This window comes from Klebsiella sp. 2680, from assembly GCF_900198535.1.
GTDB classification, from domain to species: Bacteria; Pseudomonadota; Gammaproteobacteria; order Enterobacterales; family Enterobacteriaceae; genus Klebsiella; species Klebsiella indica.
The window spans coordinates 556512-576501 of the sequence record NZ_FZNJ01000003.1; the positions used below are offsets into that span (position 1 = coordinate 556512).

Sequence of the window (19990 nt, forward strand, 5' to 3'; positions counted from 1 at the left end):
GTTAAACCCGACGAGGAAGGGATTAATTAGTAAATCGCTTATTGGGGCGAATTATCGCCGGTAATACATGCGGGTTCAAGTGAGTATAGCACTCTGCCGGATGGCGCCGCCTTATCCGGCCTGCATTCACAGGCCCGGTAAACGCAGCGCCACCGGGCACCGACGGCTACTCATCTTCCAGGTAAGTATACCCGTACAGACCCGCTTCGAACTCTTCAAGGAACTGTTGCTGTAAATCCGCATCCAGATCGGTATTTTTCACCTGATCGCGGAACTGAGTCAGCAGCGTGCTCGGCTCCAGCTGCACGTATTGCAGCATATCCGCCACGGTATCCCCTTCATCAGACAATTCAACTTCGACGCTGCCGTCAGGGAAGACAAACACGTCCACGGCTTCCGTATCGCCGAACAGGTTATGCATATTGCCGAGAATTTCCTGATAGGCGCCGACCATAAAGAAGCCCAGCATCGGCGGGTTGTCTGGATCATATTCCGGCATCGGCATGGTGGTCGCAATACCGTCACCATCCACATAGTGGTCGATCGCGCCATCGGAATCGCAGGTAATATCCAGCAGCACCGCACGACGTTCCGGCACCTTGTTCAGCCCTTCCAGCGGCATCACCGGGAACAGTTGATCGATACCCCAGGCGTCCGGCATCGACTGGAACAGGGAGAAGTTGACGTAAATTTTATCCGCCATTCGTTCCTGCAGTTCGTCGATGATCGGGCGATGGGCGCGGTTGCTCGGATCAAGCTGTTTCTGTACTTCATGGCACATATTCAGATACAGCTGTTCGGCCCAGGCGCGCTCCTGAAGATTAAAGGTGCCGGAGGAGTAGCCGATATGAATATCGTGCAAATCCATCTGGCTATCGTGCAGCCATTCCCGCAGCGAGCGGCGATTGCCGGTTTCGTGCATTTCCTGCCAGGTTTCCCACATACTTTGCAGCGGACGGGCGGCATCTTCCGCTGGCGGGGTGGCCTCGGTATATTCGTTACGCTCAACGCCGATAATATTGGAGACCAGCACCGTGTGATGCGCGGTGACTGCGCGACCGGACTCAGTAATCACCGTCGGATGCGGCAGGCCGTTCTCTTCACAGGCATCGCCAATCGCCCAGATAATATTGTTGGCATATTCGTTCAGACCGTAGTTCACCGAACAGTCAGACTGCGAACGGGTGCCTTCATAATCAACGCCAAGACCGCCGCCAACATCGAAGCACTGAATATTGACGCCCAGCTTATGCAGTTCGACATAAAAGCGTGCGGACTCGCGGACGCCGGTGGCGATATCGCGAATATTGGCCATCTGCGACCCCAGGTGGAAGTGCAGCAGTTGCAGACTCTCCAGGTGCCCTGCCGAGCGCAGGATCTCAACCAGCTGCAGAACCTGCGTTGCCGCAAGGCCGAATTTTGATTTTTCGCCGCCGGAGGATTGCCATTTACCGGAACCCTGAGAAGCCAGACGCGCGCGGACGCCAAGCCGCGGCACCACGTTCAGGCGCTCGGCCTCCTCCAGCACGATGGCGATTTCCGACATTTTTTCGATGACCAGATAGACCTTATGGCCCATCTTTTCACCCACCAGCGCCAGGCGGATATATTCACGGTCTTTATAACCGTTGCACACAATCACGCTGCGGGTCATGCCCGCATGCGCCAGCACCGCCATCAGTTCAGCCTTGGAGCCCGCTTCCAGCCCCAGCGGTTCGCCGGAATGGATCAGCGATTCAATAACCCGACGATGCTGGTTAACCTTGATCGGATAAACCAGAAAGTAGTCGCCGTTGTAGCCATAGGATTCCCGCGCGCGCTTAAAAGCCGCGTTGATGGAGCGCAGGCGGTGCTGCAGAATCTGCGGGAAACAAAATAGCGCAGGCAGGCGCTGGCCCTGCGCTTCACGCGCTTTTACCAGCTCAGCGAGGTCAACGCGCGCTTGCGGGACGTCAGGGTCAGGGCAGACGCTGATATGGCCCAGTTCGTTAACGTCGTAGTAGTTATTACCCCACCAGGCAATATTATAAGTGCGTAGCATCTTGCTGACTTCCTGGGAGCTCATCGCAACCTCCTGCATGGAACGTAGTACACCGTGCTCGCCTGCTGACGAAGGCGAAAACAAAGGCATGTCGTCAGACATAGCGAACCTCAAATTTTATTAACAAGTGTAAAACAGTTGACTACTATCGCAATCCGAAGACGCGATAACAACCCATAAACAGTCCCTGATCCCAGCGGATAGTGCTGGACCTGTGACTGTGCGACTGGTTTCTTATTCATATCATCGTACAACACGTCGCCGAACAGCGTATGACAGTCCGGAGAAACCACGAGAAAACCCTTGCTATCGCAAGAGCGCCCTTGTTCAGTTTTCGGCTGGCCGACCGGCCCTGGAATCCTGAGAAGCGCCGAGATGGGTAGAACATCGGCAGGTTTGCATGAGAAAGATGCAGAATGATGCAGGACAGTGACGCGCGACGATACGACGCGGCGAGCCAGGTGAGAAACGTGGGTTCATTATCTGTGAGCACCTCCACACTGCCCCGATACGGGCCAGCGACAAGCCAAAGCGATACATTCCTGACAGACAGCGCAAACGCCGTTGCGGGGCGCTGTAAATACAGACTGCTTAGCCTATTCCACCAGGCGTTATTGTTGCAGGCCGTTTGAGCACAGCCCGGGTTCAAAAATAGCCCCAATGGGATAGGCTCTTAACCCGGCTGGAAGTGACGCCACGAGCTGCGTGCCCGTGCGCTTTTTTAATGAGCCGCGCGCGGCGATTTATACCGAGAAGCGCGGTAAAAAGCAAAATAAAAATATGTACGCTGTCAGGTTTTATCAGCAAAACTGCCCTCCCCCTTTTTTCCATAAATGCGACCAATATCAAAAAAGGCTGGAAATGGGCTCAAGAACTGACCTAAAATAGCCATCCAGAAGTTAATCCGTCTATACTGATTAACACTCAGACTGCTCGTGTCACTACCTGCAAGCTTTGGTATAGTCATCCGTCAAAGCCTCTTCACACAACAGTATGAGCTACCCGAATAGTCTACAGGTGAAATTAAATATGGCAAAACACCTCTTTACGTCCGAGTCCGTATCAGAAGGGCATCCAGACAAAATTGCTGACCAAATCTCCGACGCCGTGCTGGATGCGATCCTCGAACAGGATCCAAAAGCACGCGTAGCATGTGAAACCTACGTTAAAACCGGCATGGTTCTGGTTGGCGGTGAAATCACCACCAGCGCATGGGTGGATATCGAAGAGATCACCCGTAATACGGTCCGTGAAATTGGCTACGTGCATTCCGATATGGGCTTTGACGCCAATTCTTGCGCGGTGCTGAGCGCGATCGGAAAACAATCTCCGGATATTAACCAGGGCGTTGACCGCGCCGATCCGCTGGAACAGGGCGCGGGCGACCAGGGCCTGATGTTTGGCTACGCGACCAACGAAACCGATGTGCTGATGCCAGCGCCGATCACCTACGCGCACCGTCTGGTGCAGCGTCAGGCTGAAGTTCGCAAGAACGGTACCCTGCCGTGGCTGCGCCCGGATGCGAAAAGCCAGGTCACCTTCCAGTATGACGATGGCAAAATTGTCGGTATTGACGCGGTCGTGTTGTCTACCCAGCACGCTGAAGAAATTGACCAGAAATCGCTGCAGGAAGCGGTGATGGAAGAGATCATTAAACCGATTCTGCCTACCGAGTGGCTGAATACTTCCACCAAATTCTTTATCAACCCAACCGGCCGTTTTGTTATCGGCGGCCCGATGGGCGACTGCGGACTGACCGGGCGTAAAATCATCGTTGATACCTACGGCGGTATGGCTCGTCACGGCGGCGGCGCTTTCTCAGGTAAAGATCCATCTAAAGTGGACCGTTCAGCGGCTTACGCTGCACGCTATGTTGCGAAAAACATCGTTGCCGCTGGCCTGGCTGACCGTTGTGAGATTCAGGTTTCTTACGCTATCGGCGTGGCTGAACCGACCTCTATCATGGTTGAAACCTTCGGTACTGAAAAAGTGCCTTCTGAACAGTTGACCCTGCTGGTACGCGAATTCTTCGACCTGCGTCCGTACGGCCTGATTCAAATGCTGGATCTGCTGCACCCTATCTACAAAGAGACTGCAGCATACGGTCACTTTGGTCGTGAACACTTCCCATGGGAAAAAACCGACAAGGCAGCTCAACTTCGCGATGCCGCTGGCCTGAAATAACCCCATTCCCGCACGCTTAAGGCCAGCCATGCGCTGGCTTTTTTTTGCAACAATCCTCATTCGCAACTGTTCAACTGTCCTGTAGTTTCCCTTGAAACAAGCACTTAAATGAAAGCGATTACATTAGATACAGATTCAATCTCTTATCAAGGCCGACGTGAAATGTAACAACACTCCGCAGTGTTACACAATATTTCAGAGAATGCTGATTAGCGTTTTTAATAAACTAAGCCATACTATATCAACCAATTGATTTAAATAAATTTATATTGATTACGTTTCTTTACCTTAGTGTAATCGATTACACGGTCGTGATTTTTATCACATTTTTTTACTGCGGACTTCCCTACCCTACCCGGAGACGAATCACTCACTCAACTGGAGGGCGTTATGCCTGACAACAAAACACAAGGGCGCGCAAACAAGACGATGACATTCTTCGTCTGCTTTCTCGCCGCACTGGCTGGTCTGCTGTTCGGCCTTGATATCGGTGTCATTGCAGGCGCTTTACCCTTTATTGCCGACGAGTTTCAGATAAGCGCTCACACCCAGGAATGGGTAGTGAGTTCCATGATGTTCGGCGCCGCTGTCGGTGCGGTCGGCAGTGGCTGGCTCTCCTTTAAACTCGGGCGTAAAAAAAGCCTGATGATTGGCGCAATCCTGTTCGTTGCCGGTTCGTTATTCTCTGCCGCCGCACCGAACGTTGAAGTACTGCTGATCTCCCGCGTCCTGCTCGGTCTGGCTGTCGGCGTAGCCTCCTACACGGCCCCCCTGTATTTGTCGGAAATCGCGCCGGAAAAAATTCGCGGCAGTATGATTTCGATGTACCAGTTGATGATCACCATTGGTATTCTCGGCGCTTATCTTTCCGATACCGCCTTCAGCTACAGCGGCGCATGGCGCTGGATGCTCGGCGTGATTATTATCCCGGCGGTACTGCTGCTGATTGGCGTTATCTTCCTGCCAGACAGCCCGCGCTGGTTTGCGGCTAAACGTCGCTTTGTCGATGCCGAACGCGTTCTGCTGCGCCTGCGCGACACCAGCGCAGAAGCAAAACGCGAGCTTGATGAGATCCGTGAAAGCCTGCAGGTAAAACAATCCGGTTGGTCGCTGTTTAAAGAGAACAGCAACTTCCGCCGCGCGGTATTTCTCGGCATCCTGTTACAGGTGATGCAACAGTTCACCGGTATGAACGTTATCATGTACTACGCGCCGAAGATTTTTGAACTGGCGGGCTACGCGAATACCACCGAACAGATGTGGGGAACCGTCATCGTTGGTTTGACCAACGTTCTGGCCACCTTCATCGCGATCGGCCTGGTCGACCGCTGGGGCCGCAAACCGACCCTGATCCTCGGGTTTATCGTCATGGCCGTCGGCATGGGCGTACTGGGCAGCATGATGCATATCGGGATTCACTCCGCCATGGCACAGTACTTCGCGGTCCTGATGCTGTTGATGTTTATCGTTGGCTTCGCCATGAGCGCCGGCCCGCTTATTTGGGTACTGTGTTCCGAAATCCAGCCGCTGAAAGGACGTGATTTCGGTATTACCTGCTCAACGGCGACCAACTGGATCGCCAACATGATCGTTGGCGCCACCTTCCTGACCATGCTGAACTCTCTGGGAAGCGCCAACACCTTCTGGGTCTACGGCGGGCTGAACGTTCTGTTCATTTTCCTGACCCTGTGGCTGATCCCCGAAACCAAAAACGTTTCACTGGAACATATTGAACGTAACCTGATGAAAGGCCGCAAACTGCGTGAAATCGGCGCCCGCGACTAGTCTGACACGCTTCCTCTCTGCGGGGAGGAAGCTTCTTCTTGCTCTCCCTTCCGTGGCGCATTATCCTCTGGCGCTATGAAAACACCCCGAATTCCGATTGCTCTTCAACAGGCTGTCATGCGCAGCCTGCGGGAGAATCTGGCCAAAGCAAACCTCAAACTGGGGCGTAACTATCGAGAGCCGGTACTGGTTTATCAGCAACGCGGAGCCGCCGCCGGTACCGCCTGGCTGGAAAAAAACGAAATTCGTCTTAACCCGGTACTGCTTCTGGAAAACCAGCAGGCGTTTATCCGTGAGGTCGTGCCCCATGAGTTAGCCCACCTGCTGGTGTGGAATCACTTTGGCCGCGTCGCGCCGCATGGTAAAGAGTGGAAATGGATGATGGAAAGCGTATTGGGCGTTCCGGCCCTGCGCACCCATCGTTTCGAACTTGCGTCAGTGCGGCAAAATACCTTTACTTACCGCTGCCAGTGTCAGCAGCACCAGCTAACCGTCCGCCGCCATAACCGTGTGGTACGGGGCGAAGCGGTTTATCGCTGCACCCGCTGTGGTGATGTCCTGGTCGCTGAAGAGTAATCCCCCGAATACCTCGCCTCACTCATTCACGTTTTAACAGCAAATCATGCACCCCGGGCTATTCCTGAGTATCACAACAACAAATGAGTGGCCGTATCACATCCAGCCAGCGACGTGGTCGTTACCAGGATTTCGGGTATAACTGGAAATTTTCTGCGCTGACTGATTGCATCCGGCAATCGTATTCGTTACGTTGCGGGCTCGTTTTACTACGGAGTTCACAATGTCCCGTATTCATATTTTTGCTGTCGCATTGCTCAGCGCGACGGCGTGTGCCCCGCTTGCGGCGGAAGGAATCCACAGTTTTTCCCAGGCCAAGGCCGCAGGCGTCAAAGTTAACGCCGATGTTCCCGGCGATTTCTACTGTGGCTGTAAAATCAACTGGCAGGGTAAAAAAGGCATTATCGACCTGCAATCCTGTGGTTATAGAGTGCGTAAAAATGAAAACCGCGCCCATCGGGTCGAGTGGGAACACGTGGTTCCGGCCTGGCAGTTTGGCCATCAGCGCCTGTGCTGGCAGGAGGGTGGCCGGAAAAACTGCGCTAAAGATCCGGAATACCGCAAAATGGAAAGCGATATGCATAATCTGCAGCCAGCGGTCGGCGAAGTAAATGGCGATCGCGGCAACTTTATGTACAGCCAGTGGAACGGTGGTGAAGGCCAATATGGCCAGTGCGCGATGAAAGTGGACTTCAAAGACAAAATCGCCGAGCCGCCGGTTCGCGCCCGAGGGGCTATCGCCCGCATCTATTTTTATATGCGCGACCGCTATAAGCTAAATCTCTCTCGTCAGCAAACCCAACTGTTTACCGCATGGAATAAGCAATACCCGGTCACCGCCTGGGAGTGCGAGCGCGACGAGCGTATTGCGAAAATTCAGGGCAATCATAATCCGTACGTCCAGCAGGCTTGCCAGGCGCGAAAGAGCTAACCTACACTAGCGGCAATTGTCAATTTGCAGCGTCACGCTTCCCCCGGCACGGGGGGAGACAGCATCTGCGCGAAGAACGGAATATCAAGCATGCGCATTCCTCGTATCTATCATCCAGAACCGCTCGCAACGGGTAGCCATATCGCCCTCTCCGACGATGCGGCTAACCATGTCGGCCGTGTGCTGCGTATGGGCAAAGGGCAGATAATTGAGCTTTTTGACGGCAGCAATCAGGTCTTCGAAGCGGTTATTGTCGAGGCAGGTAAAAAAAATGTTCTGGTGGCGGTGCAGAGCAGCACAATCGATAACCGCGAATCACCGCTGCATATCCATTTAGGCCAGGTTATGTCCCGTGGCGAAAAAATGGAGTTCACGATTCAGAAATCGATTGAACTGGGTGTAAGCCTCATAACGCCACTGTTTTCCGAACGCTGCGGCGTTAAACTGGACGCTGAACGTTTGCAAAAGAAGATCCAGCAGTGGCAAAAAATCGCCATTGCCGCCTGCGAGCAGAGTGGCCGCAACGTGGTGCCGGAGATTCGCCCGGCCATGCCGCTTGAAGCCTGGTGCGCGGAGCAGGATGAAGGACTTAAGCTCAATTTGCACCCGCGCGCCAGCGCCAGTATTAACACGCTGCCTTTGCCGGTCGAGCGCGTTCGCCTGCTGATTGGTCCGGAAGGCGGCCTTTCCGCGGAAGAGATAGCAATGACCGCTCGCTACCAGTTTACTGATATCCTGTTAGGACCTCGCGTTCTGCGTACAGAGACAACTGCGCTCACTGCCATTACCGCCCTGCAGGTGCGTTTTGGCGACTTAGGTTGAAGCGTTAACGGAGAAGAATAATGATCAAGCTCGGCATCGTGATGGATCCCATCGCAACCATCAACATCAAAAAAGACACCAGCTTCGCCATGTTGCTGGAAGCGCAGCGTCGCGGCTACGAACTCCATTACATGGAGATGAACGATCTGTACTTAATCAATGGCGAAGCCCGCGCCCGTACACGCAAGCTGAGCGTCGAGCAGAATTACGATAAATGGTACGAATTCAACGGCGAACAGGACCTGCCGCTGGCGGACCTTAACGTGATTCTGATGCGTAAAGACCCGCCGTTTGATACCGAGTTTATCTACGCGACCTATATTCTGGAACGCGCCGAAGAGAAAGGTACGCTCATCGTCAATAAGCCGCAAAGCCTGCGCGATTGTAACGAAAAGTTGTTTACCGCCTGGTTCTCCGAACTGACGCCGGAAACGCTGGTTACCCGCAATAAAGCGCAGTTGAAAGCATTCTGGGAAAAACATGGCGATGTCATCCTCAAGCCGCTGGACGGTATGGGCGGCACGTCGATTTTCCGTGTTAAAGAGAGCGATCCTAATCTCGGCGTTATTACCGAGACGCTAACCGAGTTAGGCAGCCGATACTGCATGGCGCAGAACTATCTGCCCGCCATTAAAGATGGCGATAAGCGCGTGCTGGTGATTGACGGCGAACCGGTTCCATACTGCCTGGCCCGCATCCCGCAGGGCGGCGAAACCCGTGGCAACCTTGCGGCTGGCGGTCGTGGCGAAGCGCGTCCGCTGACCGAAAGCGACTGGTCCATCGCCCGTCGCGTTGGCCCGACGCTAAAAGCCAAAGGCTTAATCTTCGTTGGTCTGGATATCATCGGCGATCGCCTGACGGAAATTAACGTCACCAGTCCGACCTGCGTACGCGAGATCGAAGCGGCATTCCCGATTTCCATTACGGGTATGCTGATGGATGCTATCGAAAAGCGTCTTAATAAATAAAGGGCAGATTCAGGCTATGGGGTAACGCCTGTAGCCTGAAGATAGCTGAAAGAGATTCAATTTCAGATTATAGACAGGCGACACCCCTGAAGCCTGCAAGATAAAGTTGAATCGACACTTTCATACTTTACCCGCATACTGGGTGCTGCTTTTTTGAACCAGGAACAGAACCTCTGACAATGAATTTACAGCATCACTTTCTAATTGCCATGCCTGCTCTTCAGGACCCGATTTTCCGCCGCTCGGTAGTCTATATCTGCGAGTATAACGATGACGGCGCCATGGGCATTATTATCAATAAGCCGATGGAAAATCTGCAGGTTGAAGGGATCCTGGAAAAGTTAAAAATCACGCCTGAGCCGCGCAACCCTGAGATCCGTCTGGATAAACCGGTGATGCTGGGCGGCCCGCTGGCCGAGGATCGGGGCTTTATTCTGCACACGCCCCCCTCTGATTTTTCTTCCAGCATCCGTATTTCTGATAACACGGTGATCACCACCTCCCGTGATGTCCTGGAAACGCTGGGGACGGACAAACAACCGGCCAACGTGCTGGTCGCGCTGGGCTATGCTTCCTGGGAAAAAGGCCAACTGGAGCAAGAAATACTGGATAACGCCTGGCTAACCGCGCCGGCCGATCAGAATATTTTGTTCACCACGCCGATAGCAGACCGCTGGCGCGATGCGGCAAAACTGATCGGTATTGACATCGTGACCATGCCAGCCGAAGCGGGGCATGCATAATGAGCGGGACCTTTCTGGGTTTTGATTTCGGCACCAAAAGTATTGGTGTCGCCGTTGGGCAACGCATTACCGGCACCGCCCGCCCCCTTCCCGCATTAAAAGCCCAGGACGGTAAACCCGACTGGAACGTTATCGAAAAACTGCTGCAAGAGTGGCAACCTGACGCCGTTATCGTCGGCCTGCCGCTTAATATGGACGGCACGGAGCAGCCGCTGACCGCGCGAGCGCGTAACTTTGCCAATAAGATACATGGCCGCTTCGGCGTACAGATAACACTGCATGATGAGCGCCTGAGCACGGTTGAAGCCAGAGCCGGATTATTCGAACACGGCGGATTCCGGGCGCTCAATAAGGGGCGAGTTGATTCAGCCTCTGCCGTCATCATTCTTGAAAGCTATTTTGAACAAGGGTTTTAAGCCTGTTATATAGGCATATGCGGGCGTCATCGCACGATATCGGGCTCCTGCGCGCTACCGCGTGCAAGCTTAAGATATCTGAATATAACAACCGACTACAAACGCCCCTCAGCCGTACGTTGCTGAAAGCTTTGTGTAAAGGTTTGCATGCCAGATTGTTGCCCGGTTTGCATCACGCCGGGCAGTTGATGCGTTTTTCCCTCACGGATTAAATTCGCTACCGCCGGGGTATTGACCAGCAGTTCGTACAGCGCAACCCTTTTGCCAGCGGTATCCGGAAGCAGTTTTTGCGCCAGCACCGCACACAGGCTCCCCGCCAGTTGGCTACGAACCTGCTCTTTCTCCTGAGCCGGGAAGACATCGACCAGCCGCTCGACCGCCTGTGCCGCACCGCGCGTATGTAACGTCGCCATCACCAGATGGCCGGTCTCCGCCGCGGTTAATGCAAGACGGATCGTCTCTTTGTCGCGGAGCTCACCCAACAAAATAACGTCCGGATCCTGGCGTAACGCGACGCGCAAAGCGGCAGCAAAAGAGGAACAGTGACGGCCGATTTCCCGTTGCTGAATCAGGCAGCGCTCGCTACGATGAATAAATTCCACCGGATCTTCCAGCGTTAAAATATGGCCATCAAGACGCTGATTAAGGCTACCCACCATCGCTGCCAGTGTGGTTGATTTACCGCTACCTGTGGCTCCGGTCACCAGAATAAGCCCACTCTCTTCGTTGAGCAGTTCTGTTAAGGCTACCGGAACGCCAAGCTCGTCCAGTAACGGACAGGTTTCCGCCAGCAGACGCAACACCAGCGACAGGCCGCGGGTATGGGCAAATGCGCTGGCACGAAGACGCGGCCCGCCCGCCGGAGCCAGGGCGAAATCTACTTGCCCGCTGTTCTGCCACTGAACCAGTTGATCATCGCTGAGCCAGTCATGAAGGATCTGGCCGATGTCCGGCGCAGCGAATGGCGCGGGCTCCAGCTTTCCCTGACGACGCCAGCGTGGTGCCGAAGCATTACACAGGTGTAGATCGGAGACATTATGCTTTACACTAAGGGCCACTATTTCTTCCAGTTCCATAACTCATCCTCGGTATATGAACGATATTGCGCATAACCTGGCACAGGTCCGGGACAAAATCTCCGCCGCCGCCGTACGCTGCGGTCGTGCTCCAGAAGAAGTTACGTTGCTTGCAGTGAGTAAAACAAAACCGGCGAGCGCGATCGAAGAAGCGATAGCCGCAGGTCAGACTGCATTTGGCGAAAACTATGTTCAGGAAGGGGTGGAGAAAATCCGCCATTTTCAGGAAACTGGCGTAACCGGATTACAGTGGCACTTTATTGGCCCGCTGCAGTCCAACAAAAGCCGTCTGGTGGCGGAGCACTTTGACTGGTGCCATACCGTCGATCGCCTCAAAATCGCCGTTCGCCTTAACGAGCAGCGTCCGTCGCATGCGCTGCCTCTCAATGTGCTGATTCAAATCAACATTAGCGATGAGCAGAGCAAGTCGGGCATTCCGCCTGAAGAACTGGACGCGCTGGCGGCGGAAATCGCTGAACTGCCGAATCTGCGGCTGCGCGGTTTAATGGCGATTCCGGCGCCAGAGTCAGAATATGTAAGGCAGTTTGCCGTCGCCCAACAAATGGCGGTAGCATTTGCCCGGCTAAAAGCGCACTACCCTACCGTCGATACCCTGTCTTTGGGGATGACGGATGATATGGAAGCCGCTATCGCGGCGGGAAGCACTATGGTGCGCATCGGAACCGCAATTTTCGGCGCACGCGACTACAGCAAAAAATAAGGAACCTGAGGAACGCCATGAAGACGTTGACTTTCCTGCTTTCAACGGCCATTGAACTTTATACAATGGTCGTGTTGTTACGCGTCTGGATGCAGTGGGCGCGCTGCGATTTTTATAATCCGTTTTCGCAGTTCGTGGTCAAAGCGACGCAGCCTGTCGTTGGCCCCTTGCGCCGCATCATTCCGGCAATGGGGCCGCTCGATAGCGCCTCCCTGCTGGTTGCATTTATTCTTTGCGTCGTGAAAGCCATCGTCCTGTTTATGGTCGTGACTTTCCAGCCCATTATCTGGATTTCTGCGCTGCTGATCCTCATTAAAACCGTGGGCTCGCTGATTTTCTGGGTGCTGTTGCTGATGGCCATTATGAGCTGGGTAAGCCAGGGCCGCAGCCCGGTGGAATATGTTCTTATGCAACTGGCTGACCCGCTGCTGCGCCCGATCCGCAGAATGCTGCCATCAATGGGTGGGATTGATTTCTCCCCGATGGTGCTGGTTCTGCTGCTGTACGTTATCAATATGGGTATCGCCGAACTGTTGCAGGCTACCGGCAACATTCTGCTTCCGGGACTGTGGATGGCGCTATGAGTGCCGTTGAAGTCCGCGCTGACGGGCTGGTTTTGCGGCTGTATATTCAGCCTAAAGCCAGCCGAGACAGCATCGTTGGTTTACATGGCGACGAGCTGAAAGTCGCCATTACCGCTCCCCCCGTTGACGGCCAGGCCAATGCCCATCTGGTTAAATTCCTCGCCAAACAGTTTCGCGTAGCGAAAAGCCAGATTGTTATTGAAAAGGGCGAACTGGGCCGTCACAAACAGATAAAAATCATTCATCCGCAGCAGATCCCGGCCGGGATCGCCGCGCTGACAGAATAAACAGGATTGATTATGCAAAAAGTTGTTCTCGCCACCGGCAATCCCGGAAAAGTGCGTGAGCTGGCCTCGTTACTGGCAGATTTTGGCCTCGATATCGTCGCTCAGACCGTTCTGGGCGTCGATTCCGCAGAGGAAACCGGTCTGACGTTTATTGAAAATGCCATTCTGAAAGCGCGCCATGCCTCGCAAGTTACCGGACTGCCGGCCATCGCCGATGACTCCGGGCTGGCCGTCGATGCGCTGGGCGGCGCGCCTGGCATCTATTCCGCGCGCTATGCCGGCGAAGATGCGACCGACCAACAGAACCTGGAAAAGTTACTCGCTGCGTTGAAGGACGTGCCGGACGATAAACGCCAGGCCAAATTCCACTGTGTGCTGGTTTATCTGCGCCACGCGGAAGATCCGACGCCGCTGGTCTGCCACGGCAGTTGGCCCGGCATCATCGCACGCGAAGCCGCAGGCAGCGGCGGCTTTGGCTACGACCCAATTTTCTTTGTTCCGACGGAAGGGAAAACCGCAGCTGAACTGACCCGCGAAGAGAAAAGCGCGATTTCCCACCGCGGGCGGGCGCTGAAACTGTTACTGGACGCCTTACGTAATGGCTAATTTGCCGCCTCTCAGCCTCTATATTCACATCCCGTGGTGCGTGCAAAAATGCCCGTACTGCGATTTTAACTCGCACGCGCTGAAAGGCGACGTGCCGCACGACGATTACGTTCAGCATCTTTTGAACGATCTGCGGGCTGACGCCCATTATGCGCAGGGGCGAGAAATTGGGACGATTTTTATCGGCGGCGGTACGCCGAGCCTGCTCTCCGGCCCGGCAATGCAAACCCTGCTTGATGGCGTTCGCGAGTCTCTGCCGCTGGCGGCCGATGCGGAAATCACCATGGAAGCCAATCCTGGTACCGTGGAAGCGGATCGTTTCGTGGAGTATCAGCGCGCGGGCATCAACCGTATCTCTATCGGCGTCCAGAGCTTTAGCCAGCAGAAGCTCCAGCGTCTCGGGCGCATTCATGGCCCGCAGGAGGCGAAACGCGCGGCAAACCTGGCAAGCAGTCTGGGGCTGCGCAGTTTTAACCTTGATTTAATGCACGGCCTGCCCGATCAGTCGCTGGAGGAGGCGCTGGACGACCTGCGCCAGGCCATTGAGCTCAGCCCACCGCATCTCTCCTGGTATCAGTTGACCATTGAGCCCAACACCCTGTTTGGCTCGCGTCCGCCGGTATTGCCGGATGACGATGCCCTGTGGGATATCTTCGAGCAGGGGCATCATCTGCTAAGCGCGGCGGGCTACCAGCAATATGAAACTTCCGCCTATGCTAAGCCGGGTTATCAGTGCCAGCATAACCTGAACTACTGGCGCTTTGGCGACTATCTGGGCATCGGCTGCGGCGCGCACGGGAAAGTGACCTTCCCGGACCGGCGGATTTTGCGGACGGCAAAAACCCGGCATCCGCGTGGCTATATGGCAGGTCGCTACCTTGAACGCCAGCATGATGTGGAAGCTGAAGATAAACCGTTCGAGTTTTTTATGAACCGTTTTCGCCTGCTGGAAGCGGCGCCGCGCGATCAATTCAGCCGCTACACCGGGCTTGATGAGCGCACCATCCGCCCACAGATTGATGCGGCGATTGCCCAGGGCTATCTGACGGAAGATAAGCGCTGCTGGCAGATTACCGGGCACGGTAAGCTGTTTTTAAATTCTCTCCTCGAATTATTCCTTCACGAATAATCCCTTTAATTTATATCCCGCGATAAAAATAGGGCGGGATATTTCATTGCTCGCTTTTTCCGATACGTCAATATTATTATTTTCGAATCATTCGTGCGAAATTTACAATAAAAAATGAAACAAACTTATTTACCCAATAATAAATATGAGATTAAGCACAAAACCATGCATTTCATTGCGTCACTGAAAAAATTTGTGAGTCAGATAGCTTAAAGATGTCAGACAGCCAGGATAACATGTCATACAGAAAGAAGGAAATATGCTCAAGATATTGACCAATTAACCTATGTGCATGGAGCCGATTCATGAAAAAATTCTCTTTCCCTTGTTCACTGGCGTGCGTATCTCTGCTTGCCCTACTCTCTTCAGGTGCCGGCGCGGCGGAGAAAATTACGTTAAAACTGGCGCATAACCTTGAGCGCAGCCACGTTGTTCATCAGGCTTTTGAAAAGATGTCCAAAGAGGTTAACCAACTTTCCGGCGGTAATATGAAGATACGTATTTACCCCAGTAGCCAGATGGGTAGCGCGCGAGAAACCATGGAGCTATTACAAAATGGCGCCCTGGATATGACCAAAGGTTCTGCCAGCGATCTGGAGTCATTTGATAATATCTACGCGATTTATAACCTGCCGTTTCTGTTTAAAGACCAGATGCATTTTAATAAAGTTGTCTTCGGTGAAGTGGGCAAGGAAATAATGGCGTCCACTAAAGACAAAGGGTTCTTTGCGCTTGCTGCTTATGTTGCCGGTACACGAAGTTTTTATGCCAAAAAGCCCATCACCAAACCGGAAGATTTAAAAGGACTGAAGATCCGCGTCCAGGCCAGCCCGACAACGCTCAGGATGATTGAATTAATGGGAGGGTCGCCAACCCCCATCTCCTTTGGCGAAGTCTATACCGCCATGCAGCAGGGCGTCGTGGATGGTGCGGAAAATAACGTTCCTTCCTGGGTTCAGACCCGCCATATCGAAATCGCTAACGTTTTCTCCGAAGACGAACATGCCTCAATCCCGGATTTCCTCGTTATCTCCAGTCGCACCTGGGACAAGCTCACGCCAGAGCAGCAACAAATCCTGACCAAAGCGGCTAAATCCTCAGAAGTTTATCAACAACAGCTGTGGGAAAAGATCGATGCCGACACCCGCGCAGAGGCAAAAGCCATGGGTGGCGAAATTGTTAAAGTCGATAAAGCGCCGTTCCGTGCGGCCGTACAGCCGCTGTTTGATGACTTCAAAAAAGACCCGAAACAGGCTGCTCTGCTGGCCAAATTTGAAGCTGCTGCCGAATAAAACTTTAATGGGCCGGCAACTGGCCCGTTTTCATCGGGGAATCAATGATGATACTTAACCGCATAAAACTGGCGGTGGATCGCACGATCGCCGCATTCTCTGTCGCCGTCATGGTAGCGCTGGTTGTCTGCGTCGTCTGGCAGGTATTCAGTCGTTACGTATTAAACACGCCAAGTACCCTGACCGATGAACTGGCCCGCTTTTTAATGATCTGGGTCGGCCTGCTGGGTGCAGCTTACACTGTTGGCGCTCAGCGTCATCTGGCTATCGATTTGCTTGCGATGACGCTGTCGCCCCGCAAACAGGCATTTCTCAGCGTAATCATTAATTTACTGATCTTTATTTTTGCCGGATCAGTGATCGTCACCGGCGGCCTGAAGCTGATTGAAAAAACACTGTCAACCGCCCAGGTCTCAGCGGCAATGCAGATTCCGATGGGTTATGTTTATCTGATCCTGCCGCTAACTGGCATCATCATGATGTTTTACGCGTTATGTTTTATTAGCAGCGGTCTGAAAAACATGAAGCACGCTGAAGCGGGAGCACACTAATGGATAGCTATATTGCACTGACGCTGTTCGGTTCTTTCTTTGTGCTGGTCTTTATTGGCGTACCTATCTCCTTTTCTATTGGTATCGCCACCGTGGGCTCGATGCTAATGATGTTCCCCTGGGATATCGCGGCAATCACCGTTTCTCAGCGCCTGGCGAACGGACTGGATAACTTCGCCCTGCTGGCTATCCCGTTCTTTATCTTTGCCGGTACGCTAATGAACAGCGGTGGAATCGCTATACGCTTAATTAATCTGGCGCAGGTGATGGTTGGGCGCGTCCCGGGCTCTCTGGGTCATGTCAACGTGCTGGCGAACATGATGTTCGGCTCCATTTCAGGTTCGGCTGTCGCCGCTGCCGCTGCGGTGGGTGGAACGCTGAATCCTATCCAGACGCAAAAAGGTTATGACCCGGCCTTCTCTACGGCGGTTAACGTCTCATCCTGCATCACGGGCCTGTTAATTCCACCATCAAACGTGCTGATCGTCTTTTCGCTGACGGCGGGCGGCGTCTCGGTCGCATCGCTATTTATGGCAGGTTATCTGCCCGGCATTCTGATGGGCCTGTCGATCATGACTGTCTGCGCCATCATTGCTAAGCGTCGCAACTACCCGGTCTCTGAACGCCCGACCTGCGCCCAGGCGGTAAAAGCGTTTTTCGACGCGTTGCCCAGCCTGCTGCTGGTTGTCATCGTAATGGGCGGGATCCTCGGCGGCATCTTCACGGCAACAGAAGCCTCCGCTATTGCCGTCGTGTATACCTTTATCCTGTCGGTCCTCATTTATCGGGAAGTGAAATGGCGGGATCTGCCAAAGCTGATTCTTGAATCCGTGGTGATGACCTCTATCGTGCTGCTGCTGATTGGTTTCTCGGTCGGCATGTCGTGGGCAATGACCAATGCCGATATTCCCTACATGATAAGCGACGCGCTGATGGGGGTTTCTGAAAACCCGGTGGTGATTCTGCTACTGATTAATATCGTGCTCTTAATCGTCGGGATCTTTATGGATATGACTCCGGCGGTGCTGATTTTCACGCCAATCTTCCTGCCAATCGCCGAGGATTTAGGTATGGATCCGGTGCATTTCGGCATTATGATGGTCGCTAACCTGTGTATCGGTCTGCTGACGCCCCCAGTGGGGAGTGCGCTGTTTGTCGGCTGCTCGATTTCCGGCGTTAAAATTCAGCAATTGATCAAGCCGCTATTGCCGTTCTACGCGGCCCTGCTGATTGCCCTGATGATGATTGTCTATATTCCGCAGATCTCGCTGTTTATTCCGCAGATACTGGGGCTGATGTAACCTGTTTCTATGACTCAGGATGCTTTATCAGCAGCCGACAACAACGAAAAGGATAAACACAGAACCTGATTCCGCTACCTGCAGGCGCAGGTAGCGGAATAAAGATTATTTTAGCGACCCCACCAGCGCTTTGCGGCTCTCCTCCAGGGAAACCACGCGATTACAGACATCCTTACCAAACTGCTGGAAATCTGCCTCCTGGTTTTTCCACTCTTCCTGAATCGCCGTTTGCAGGCCGCCCAGGCTGCCGAGGATCCCCTGCAGCGGGTTACCGCCGCCTTTTAGGACCGCTTTCGCCCCCATCTCGTTGATGCTGTCCTGCAGGATGCCGCCCATGGTCTGGTTCACCAGTTGCTGGCCGTCGGCGCGCACCTGATCGATGGCTTTATAATGAAAAGTCAGCCCGTCGCTGCGATGTTCAATAATACGCCCCATCTGCGCTTTCAGTTGCGCATCCAGCTTCGTCAGGCGGCTATGCATGCTACTGCTGGCGCCCACCTGTTCAGTAATAATTTTATCCAGCGCGGCGCGGCTTTTTTCAACCCGCGAACGTGCGCCTTCATCAATCCACGGCAGACTGCTGCGCAGGCTGGCCTGATAGTCCTGAGCCTGCTCGCGCTGAGCGGCATTCAGGGAATACGCTTTTCCGTTAAAGCTCAAGTTGCCGTCCGGTTTAATCACCAGATCGCCGTGTTCGCCTTTCACCTGCACCTGCTGCGGGCTAAGGATGACATCGTCACGCGGCGTGACGCTACACTGGTAGTCCGCATGCGCGGACAAAGCGGTGACGGAAAGCGCCACGGCCAACAGCGTTTTGCGCATCATTTTACTCCCTTAAGACAAAACGGGCCGGCAGTTGCCGACCCTTGTCAAACTTAGTCCCACCAGATATCAAAAAGTTCGCTGGTGCGAACATCGGCAAGGCCGCGCGCCTCCAGCCACTGACGTACAAGGGTCTGATGCTCCTCGGTACATTTGCCGATTTCCTGCATGCAGATTAAACCTTCCCAGGAGAGATAGCCGCTGCCGTCAAAAGCCAGCTTATTGGGCTCAATCACTTGATCAATCAGATCGTTAACGGTCTGGTCGATCTGCTCTTCGCTTGTCCCTTCCGCAAAGCGCCACGCCACGGAAAAACCCACTTCCTGAAACTCGTCGATATGCATTTTTTTACGCAGACGACGGCTACGATTCGTTGCCATTATTTCACCCTCTCGAACATTAAGTCCCATACGCCGTGGCCAAGACGATGACCACGCTGTTCAAATTTGGTTACCGGACGTGATGCCGGGCGCGGTACATAGTCGTTGTTCTCAGACAGATTACGGTATCCCTCAAGTGAAGACATCACTGCCAGCATATGTTCGGCATATTGCGCCCAGTCGGTCGCCATGTGGAAAACACCGCCCAGTTTCAGCTTACTTTTTACCAGTTCGGCAAAAGGCGGCTGAACGATACGCCGCTTATTATGCCGCGCTTTGTGCCATGGATCGGGAAAAAACAGCTGCACCATATTCAGGGCGTTATCCGGGATCATCGTATGCAGGACTTCAACCGCATCGTGACACATGACGCGCAGGTTTTGCACACCCTCTTCTTCGGCGGAAGCCAGGCAGGCGCCAACGCCCGGTGAATGCACTTCTATGCCGAGAAAATTCTGTTCCGGTTTCGCCTTCGCCATGGCCACCAGCGAAGCGCCCATACCGAAACCGATCTCCAGGGTGACCGGCGCTTCACGGCCAAACAGGGCGGCGAAATCGAGCGGCGCATCGTTGAATTCAACGCCCATCACCGGCCAAATGTTATCCAGCGCATGCTGCTGACCCTTCGTCAGGCGCCCCTGACGACGGACGAAGCTGCGAATACGGCGCAGCGGGCGACCGTTTTCATCGAATTCCGGGGATATGACGTCGTTTTTCATAAAAGTTAAGTCTGCTTGTGAGAGTGTTCGGAAAACGGGCATTATCCAAAGTTACC

The 19990-nt window shown here is 53.8% G+C and carries 22 protein-coding genes; 16 read left to right on the plus strand and 6 right to left on the minus strand.

Annotation, left to right across the window (positions count from 1 at the left end):
* Positions 1–166 precede the first annotated feature (166 nt).
* Positions 167–2143, minus strand: coding sequence for a biosynthetic arginine decarboxylase (speA, locus tag FN037_RS15770; protein WP_138360804.1), 1977 nt, complete (start codon positions 2141–2143; stop codon positions 167–169).
* Between the two features lie 8 nt (positions 2144–2151).
* On the minus strand, positions 2152–2283 hold the full coding sequence (yqgB, locus tag FN037_RS15775; RefSeq protein ID WP_138360842.1) for an acid stress response protein YqgB: 132 nt from the start codon (positions 2281–2283) through the stop codon (positions 2152–2154).
* Positions 2284–3070: 787 nt separating this feature from the next.
* Between yqgB and metK the strand changes: the two genes are divergently transcribed.
* The 8 genes from metK (at position 3071) to ruvX (ending at position 10466) form a co-directional block, all read left to right on the plus strand.
* Positions 3071–4225 (plus strand): methionine adenosyltransferase, encoded by a 1155-nt coding sequence (gene metK / locus FN037_RS15780; protein WP_138360805.1) that lies wholly within the window; start codon positions 3071–3073, stop codon positions 4223–4225.
* A 390-nt stretch (positions 4226–4615) separates the two neighbouring features.
* Positions 4616–6010, plus strand: a complete 1395-nt coding sequence (locus FN037_RS15785; RefSeq protein ID WP_142502663.1) for a sugar porter family MFS transporter — start codon at positions 4616–4618, stop codon at positions 6008–6010.
* A 75-nt stretch (positions 6011–6085) separates the two neighbouring features.
* Positions 6086–6586 carry a SprT family zinc-dependent metalloprotease gene (locus FN037_RS15790; protein ID WP_138360807.1) on the plus strand — a complete coding sequence of 167 codons (501 nt, stop codon included), beginning with the start codon at positions 6086–6088 and terminating at the stop codon, positions 6584–6586.
* A 223-nt stretch (positions 6587–6809) separates the two neighbouring features.
* Positions 6810–7517: a deoxyribonuclease I gene (gene endA, locus FN037_RS15795; RefSeq protein ID WP_138360808.1), complete on the plus strand. Its 708-nt coding sequence runs from the start codon at positions 6810–6812 to the stop codon at positions 7515–7517.
* Positions 7518–7607: 90 nt separating this feature from the next.
* Positions 7608–8339 carry a 16S rRNA (uracil(1498)-N(3))-methyltransferase gene (gene rsmE / locus FN037_RS15800; protein WP_142502664.1) on the plus strand — a complete coding sequence of 244 codons (732 nt, stop codon included), beginning with the start codon at positions 7608–7610 and terminating at the stop codon, positions 8337–8339.
* A 20-nt stretch (positions 8340–8359) separates the two neighbouring features.
* On the plus strand, positions 8360–9307 hold the full coding sequence (gshB, locus tag FN037_RS15805) for a glutathione synthase (RefSeq protein WP_138360810.1): 948 nt from the start codon (positions 8360–8362) through the stop codon (positions 9305–9307).
* Between the two features lie 179 nt (positions 9308–9486).
* Positions 9487–10050, plus strand: a complete 564-nt coding sequence (locus FN037_RS15810; RefSeq protein ID WP_138360811.1) for a YqgE/AlgH family protein — start codon at positions 9487–9489, stop codon at positions 10048–10050.
* Entirely contained in the window at positions 10050–10466 is a 417-nt protein-coding gene (gene ruvX, locus FN037_RS15815; RefSeq protein WP_138360812.1) for a Holliday junction resolvase RuvX, read from the plus strand. Before FN037_RS15810 ends, ruvX begins: the two co-directional genes overlap by 1 nt.
* A gap of 95 nt (positions 10467–10561) precedes the next feature.
* Here the strand turns inward: ruvX and FN037_RS15820 are convergent, their stop codons facing one another.
* Positions 10562–11542 carry a type IV pilus twitching motility protein PilT gene (locus FN037_RS15820; protein ID WP_138360813.1) on the minus strand — a complete coding sequence of 327 codons (981 nt, stop codon included), beginning with the start codon at positions 11540–11542 and terminating at the stop codon, positions 10562–10564.
* 16 nt (positions 11543–11558) lie between these two features.
* Between FN037_RS15820 and FN037_RS15825 the strand changes: the two genes are divergently transcribed.
* The 8 genes from FN037_RS15825 to FN037_RS15860 all read left to right on the plus strand — a co-directional run bounded on the left by FN037_RS15825 (position 11559) and on the right by FN037_RS15860 (position 18013).
* Positions 11559–12263, plus strand: a complete 705-nt coding sequence (locus tag FN037_RS15825; RefSeq protein ID WP_138360814.1) for a YggS family pyridoxal phosphate-dependent enzyme — start codon at positions 11559–11561, stop codon at positions 12261–12263.
* A 17-nt stretch (positions 12264–12280) separates the two neighbouring features.
* Positions 12281–12847, plus strand: coding sequence for a YggT family protein (locus FN037_RS15830; protein ID WP_142502665.1), 567 nt, complete (start codon positions 12281–12283; stop codon positions 12845–12847).
* Positions 12844–13134: a DUF167 family protein YggU gene (gene yggU, locus FN037_RS15835; protein ID WP_138360816.1), complete on the plus strand. Its 291-nt coding sequence runs from the start codon at positions 12844–12846 to the stop codon at positions 13132–13134. The genes FN037_RS15830 and yggU overlap by 4 nt, the downstream gene beginning before the upstream one ends.
* Positions 13135–13146: 12 nt before the next feature.
* Positions 13147–13740 carry an XTP/dITP diphosphatase gene (locus tag FN037_RS15840; RefSeq protein WP_142502666.1) on the plus strand — a complete coding sequence of 198 codons (594 nt, stop codon included), beginning with the start codon at positions 13147–13149 and terminating at the stop codon, positions 13738–13740.
* Complete coding sequence (gene hemW, locus FN037_RS15845) at positions 13733–14869, plus strand: radical SAM family heme chaperone HemW (protein WP_142502667.1); 1137 nt, start codon at positions 13733–13735, stop codon at positions 14867–14869. The genes FN037_RS15840 and hemW overlap by 8 nt, the downstream gene beginning before the upstream one ends.
* Before the next feature lie 305 nt (positions 14870–15174).
* Positions 15175–16161 carry a TRAP transporter substrate-binding protein gene (locus FN037_RS15850; RefSeq protein WP_142502668.1) on the plus strand — a complete coding sequence of 329 codons (987 nt, stop codon included), beginning with the start codon at positions 15175–15177 and terminating at the stop codon, positions 16159–16161.
* Positions 16162–16208: 47 nt separating this feature from the next.
* Positions 16209–16712: a TRAP transporter small permease gene (locus FN037_RS15855; protein WP_142502779.1), complete on the plus strand. Its 504-nt coding sequence runs from the start codon at positions 16209–16211 to the stop codon at positions 16710–16712.
* Positions 16712–18013 carry a TRAP transporter large permease gene (locus tag FN037_RS15860; protein WP_138360820.1) on the plus strand — a complete coding sequence of 434 codons (1302 nt, stop codon included), beginning with the start codon at positions 16712–16714 and terminating at the stop codon, positions 18011–18013. The genes FN037_RS15855 and FN037_RS15860 overlap by 1 nt, the downstream gene beginning before the upstream one ends.
* Before the next feature lie 105 nt (positions 18014–18118).
* Here FN037_RS15860 and FN037_RS15865 read toward each other — a convergent pair whose 3' ends face one another.
* Genes FN037_RS15865 through trmB form a run of 3 tightly spaced genes read right to left on the minus strand, consistent with a single transcriptional unit; the run spans position 18119 to position 19934 of the window.
* Positions 18119–18838: a DUF2884 domain-containing protein gene (locus FN037_RS15865; protein WP_138360821.1), complete on the minus strand. Its 720-nt coding sequence runs from the start codon at positions 18836–18838 to the stop codon at positions 18119–18121.
* 50 nt (positions 18839–18888) lie between these two features.
* Positions 18889–19215 carry a YggL family protein gene (locus FN037_RS15870; protein ID WP_138360822.1) on the minus strand — a complete coding sequence of 109 codons (327 nt, stop codon included), beginning with the start codon at positions 19213–19215 and terminating at the stop codon, positions 18889–18891.
* The gene (gene trmB, locus FN037_RS15875; protein WP_138360823.1) at positions 19215–19934 is read right to left on the minus strand and encodes a tRNA (guanosine(46)-N7)-methyltransferase TrmB; all 720 of its coding nucleotides are present in this window, start codon (positions 19932–19934) and stop codon (positions 19215–19217) included. The genes FN037_RS15870 and trmB overlap by 1 nt, the downstream gene beginning before the upstream one ends.
* Positions 19935–19990 lie beyond the last annotated feature (56 nt).

Excerpts from the sequence above, each read along its gene's own strand:
- hemW (WP_142502667.1), top strand. The coding sequence starts at position 13,733 with ATGGCTAATTTGCCGCCTCTCAGCCTCTATATTCACATCCCGTGGTGC.
- FN037_RS15790 (WP_138360807.1), top strand. The coding sequence starts at position 6,086 with ATGAAAACACCCCGAATTCCGATTGCTCTTCAACAGGCTGTCATGCGC.
- trmB (WP_138360823.1), bottom strand. The coding sequence starts at position 19,934 with ATGAAAAACGACGTCATATCCCCGGAATTCGATGAAAACGGTCGCCCG.
- FN037_RS15865 (WP_138360821.1), bottom strand. The coding sequence starts at position 18,838 with ATGATGCGCAAAACGCTGTTGGCCGTGGCGCTTTCCGTCACCGCTTTG.
- speA (WP_138360804.1), bottom strand. The coding sequence starts at position 2,143 with ATGTCTGACGACATGCCTTTGTTTTCGCCTTCGTCAGCAGGCGAGCAC.
- yqgB (WP_138360842.1), bottom strand. The coding sequence starts at position 2,283 with ATGAATAAGAAACCAGTCGCACAGTCACAGGTCCAGCACTATCCGCTG.
- rsmE (WP_142502664.1), top strand. The coding sequence starts at position 7,608 with ATGCGCATTCCTCGTATCTATCATCCAGAACCGCTCGCAACGGGTAGC.
- gshB (WP_138360810.1), top strand. The coding sequence starts at position 8,360 with ATGATCAAGCTCGGCATCGTGATGGATCCCATCGCAACCATCAACATC.
- FN037_RS15870 (WP_138360822.1), bottom strand. The coding sequence starts at position 19,215 with ATGGCAACGAATCGTAGCCGTCGTCTGCGTAAAAAAATGCATATCGAC.
- FN037_RS15810 (WP_138360811.1), top strand. The coding sequence starts at position 9,487 with ATGAATTTACAGCATCACTTTCTAATTGCCATGCCTGCTCTTCAGGAC.
- FN037_RS15825 (WP_138360814.1), top strand. The coding sequence starts at position 11,559 with ATGAACGATATTGCGCATAACCTGGCACAGGTCCGGGACAAAATCTCC.
- FN037_RS15785 (WP_142502663.1), top strand. The coding sequence starts at position 4,616 with ATGCCTGACAACAAAACACAAGGGCGCGCAAACAAGACGATGACATTC.
- FN037_RS15860 (WP_138360820.1), top strand. The coding sequence starts at position 16,712 with ATGGATAGCTATATTGCACTGACGCTGTTCGGTTCTTTCTTTGTGCTG.
- metK (WP_138360805.1), top strand. The coding sequence starts at position 3,071 with ATGGCAAAACACCTCTTTACGTCCGAGTCCGTATCAGAAGGGCATCCA.
- FN037_RS15830 (WP_142502665.1), top strand. The coding sequence starts at position 12,281 with ATGAAGACGTTGACTTTCCTGCTTTCAACGGCCATTGAACTTTATACA.
- FN037_RS15850 (WP_142502668.1), top strand. The coding sequence starts at position 15,175 with ATGAAAAAATTCTCTTTCCCTTGTTCACTGGCGTGCGTATCTCTGCTT.
- FN037_RS15820 (WP_138360813.1), bottom strand. The coding sequence starts at position 11,542 with ATGGAACTGGAAGAAATAGTGGCCCTTAGTGTAAAGCATAATGTCTCC.
- FN037_RS15855 (WP_142502779.1), top strand. The coding sequence starts at position 16,209 with ATGATACTTAACCGCATAAAACTGGCGGTGGATCGCACGATCGCCGCA.
- yggU (WP_138360816.1), top strand. The coding sequence starts at position 12,844 with ATGAGTGCCGTTGAAGTCCGCGCTGACGGGCTGGTTTTGCGGCTGTAT.
- FN037_RS15840 (WP_142502666.1), top strand. The coding sequence starts at position 13,147 with ATGCAAAAAGTTGTTCTCGCCACCGGCAATCCCGGAAAAGTGCGTGAG.
- endA (WP_138360808.1), top strand. The coding sequence starts at position 6,810 with ATGTCCCGTATTCATATTTTTGCTGTCGCATTGCTCAGCGCGACGGCG.
- ruvX (WP_138360812.1), top strand. The coding sequence starts at position 10,050 with ATGAGCGGGACCTTTCTGGGTTTTGATTTCGGCACCAAAAGTATTGGT.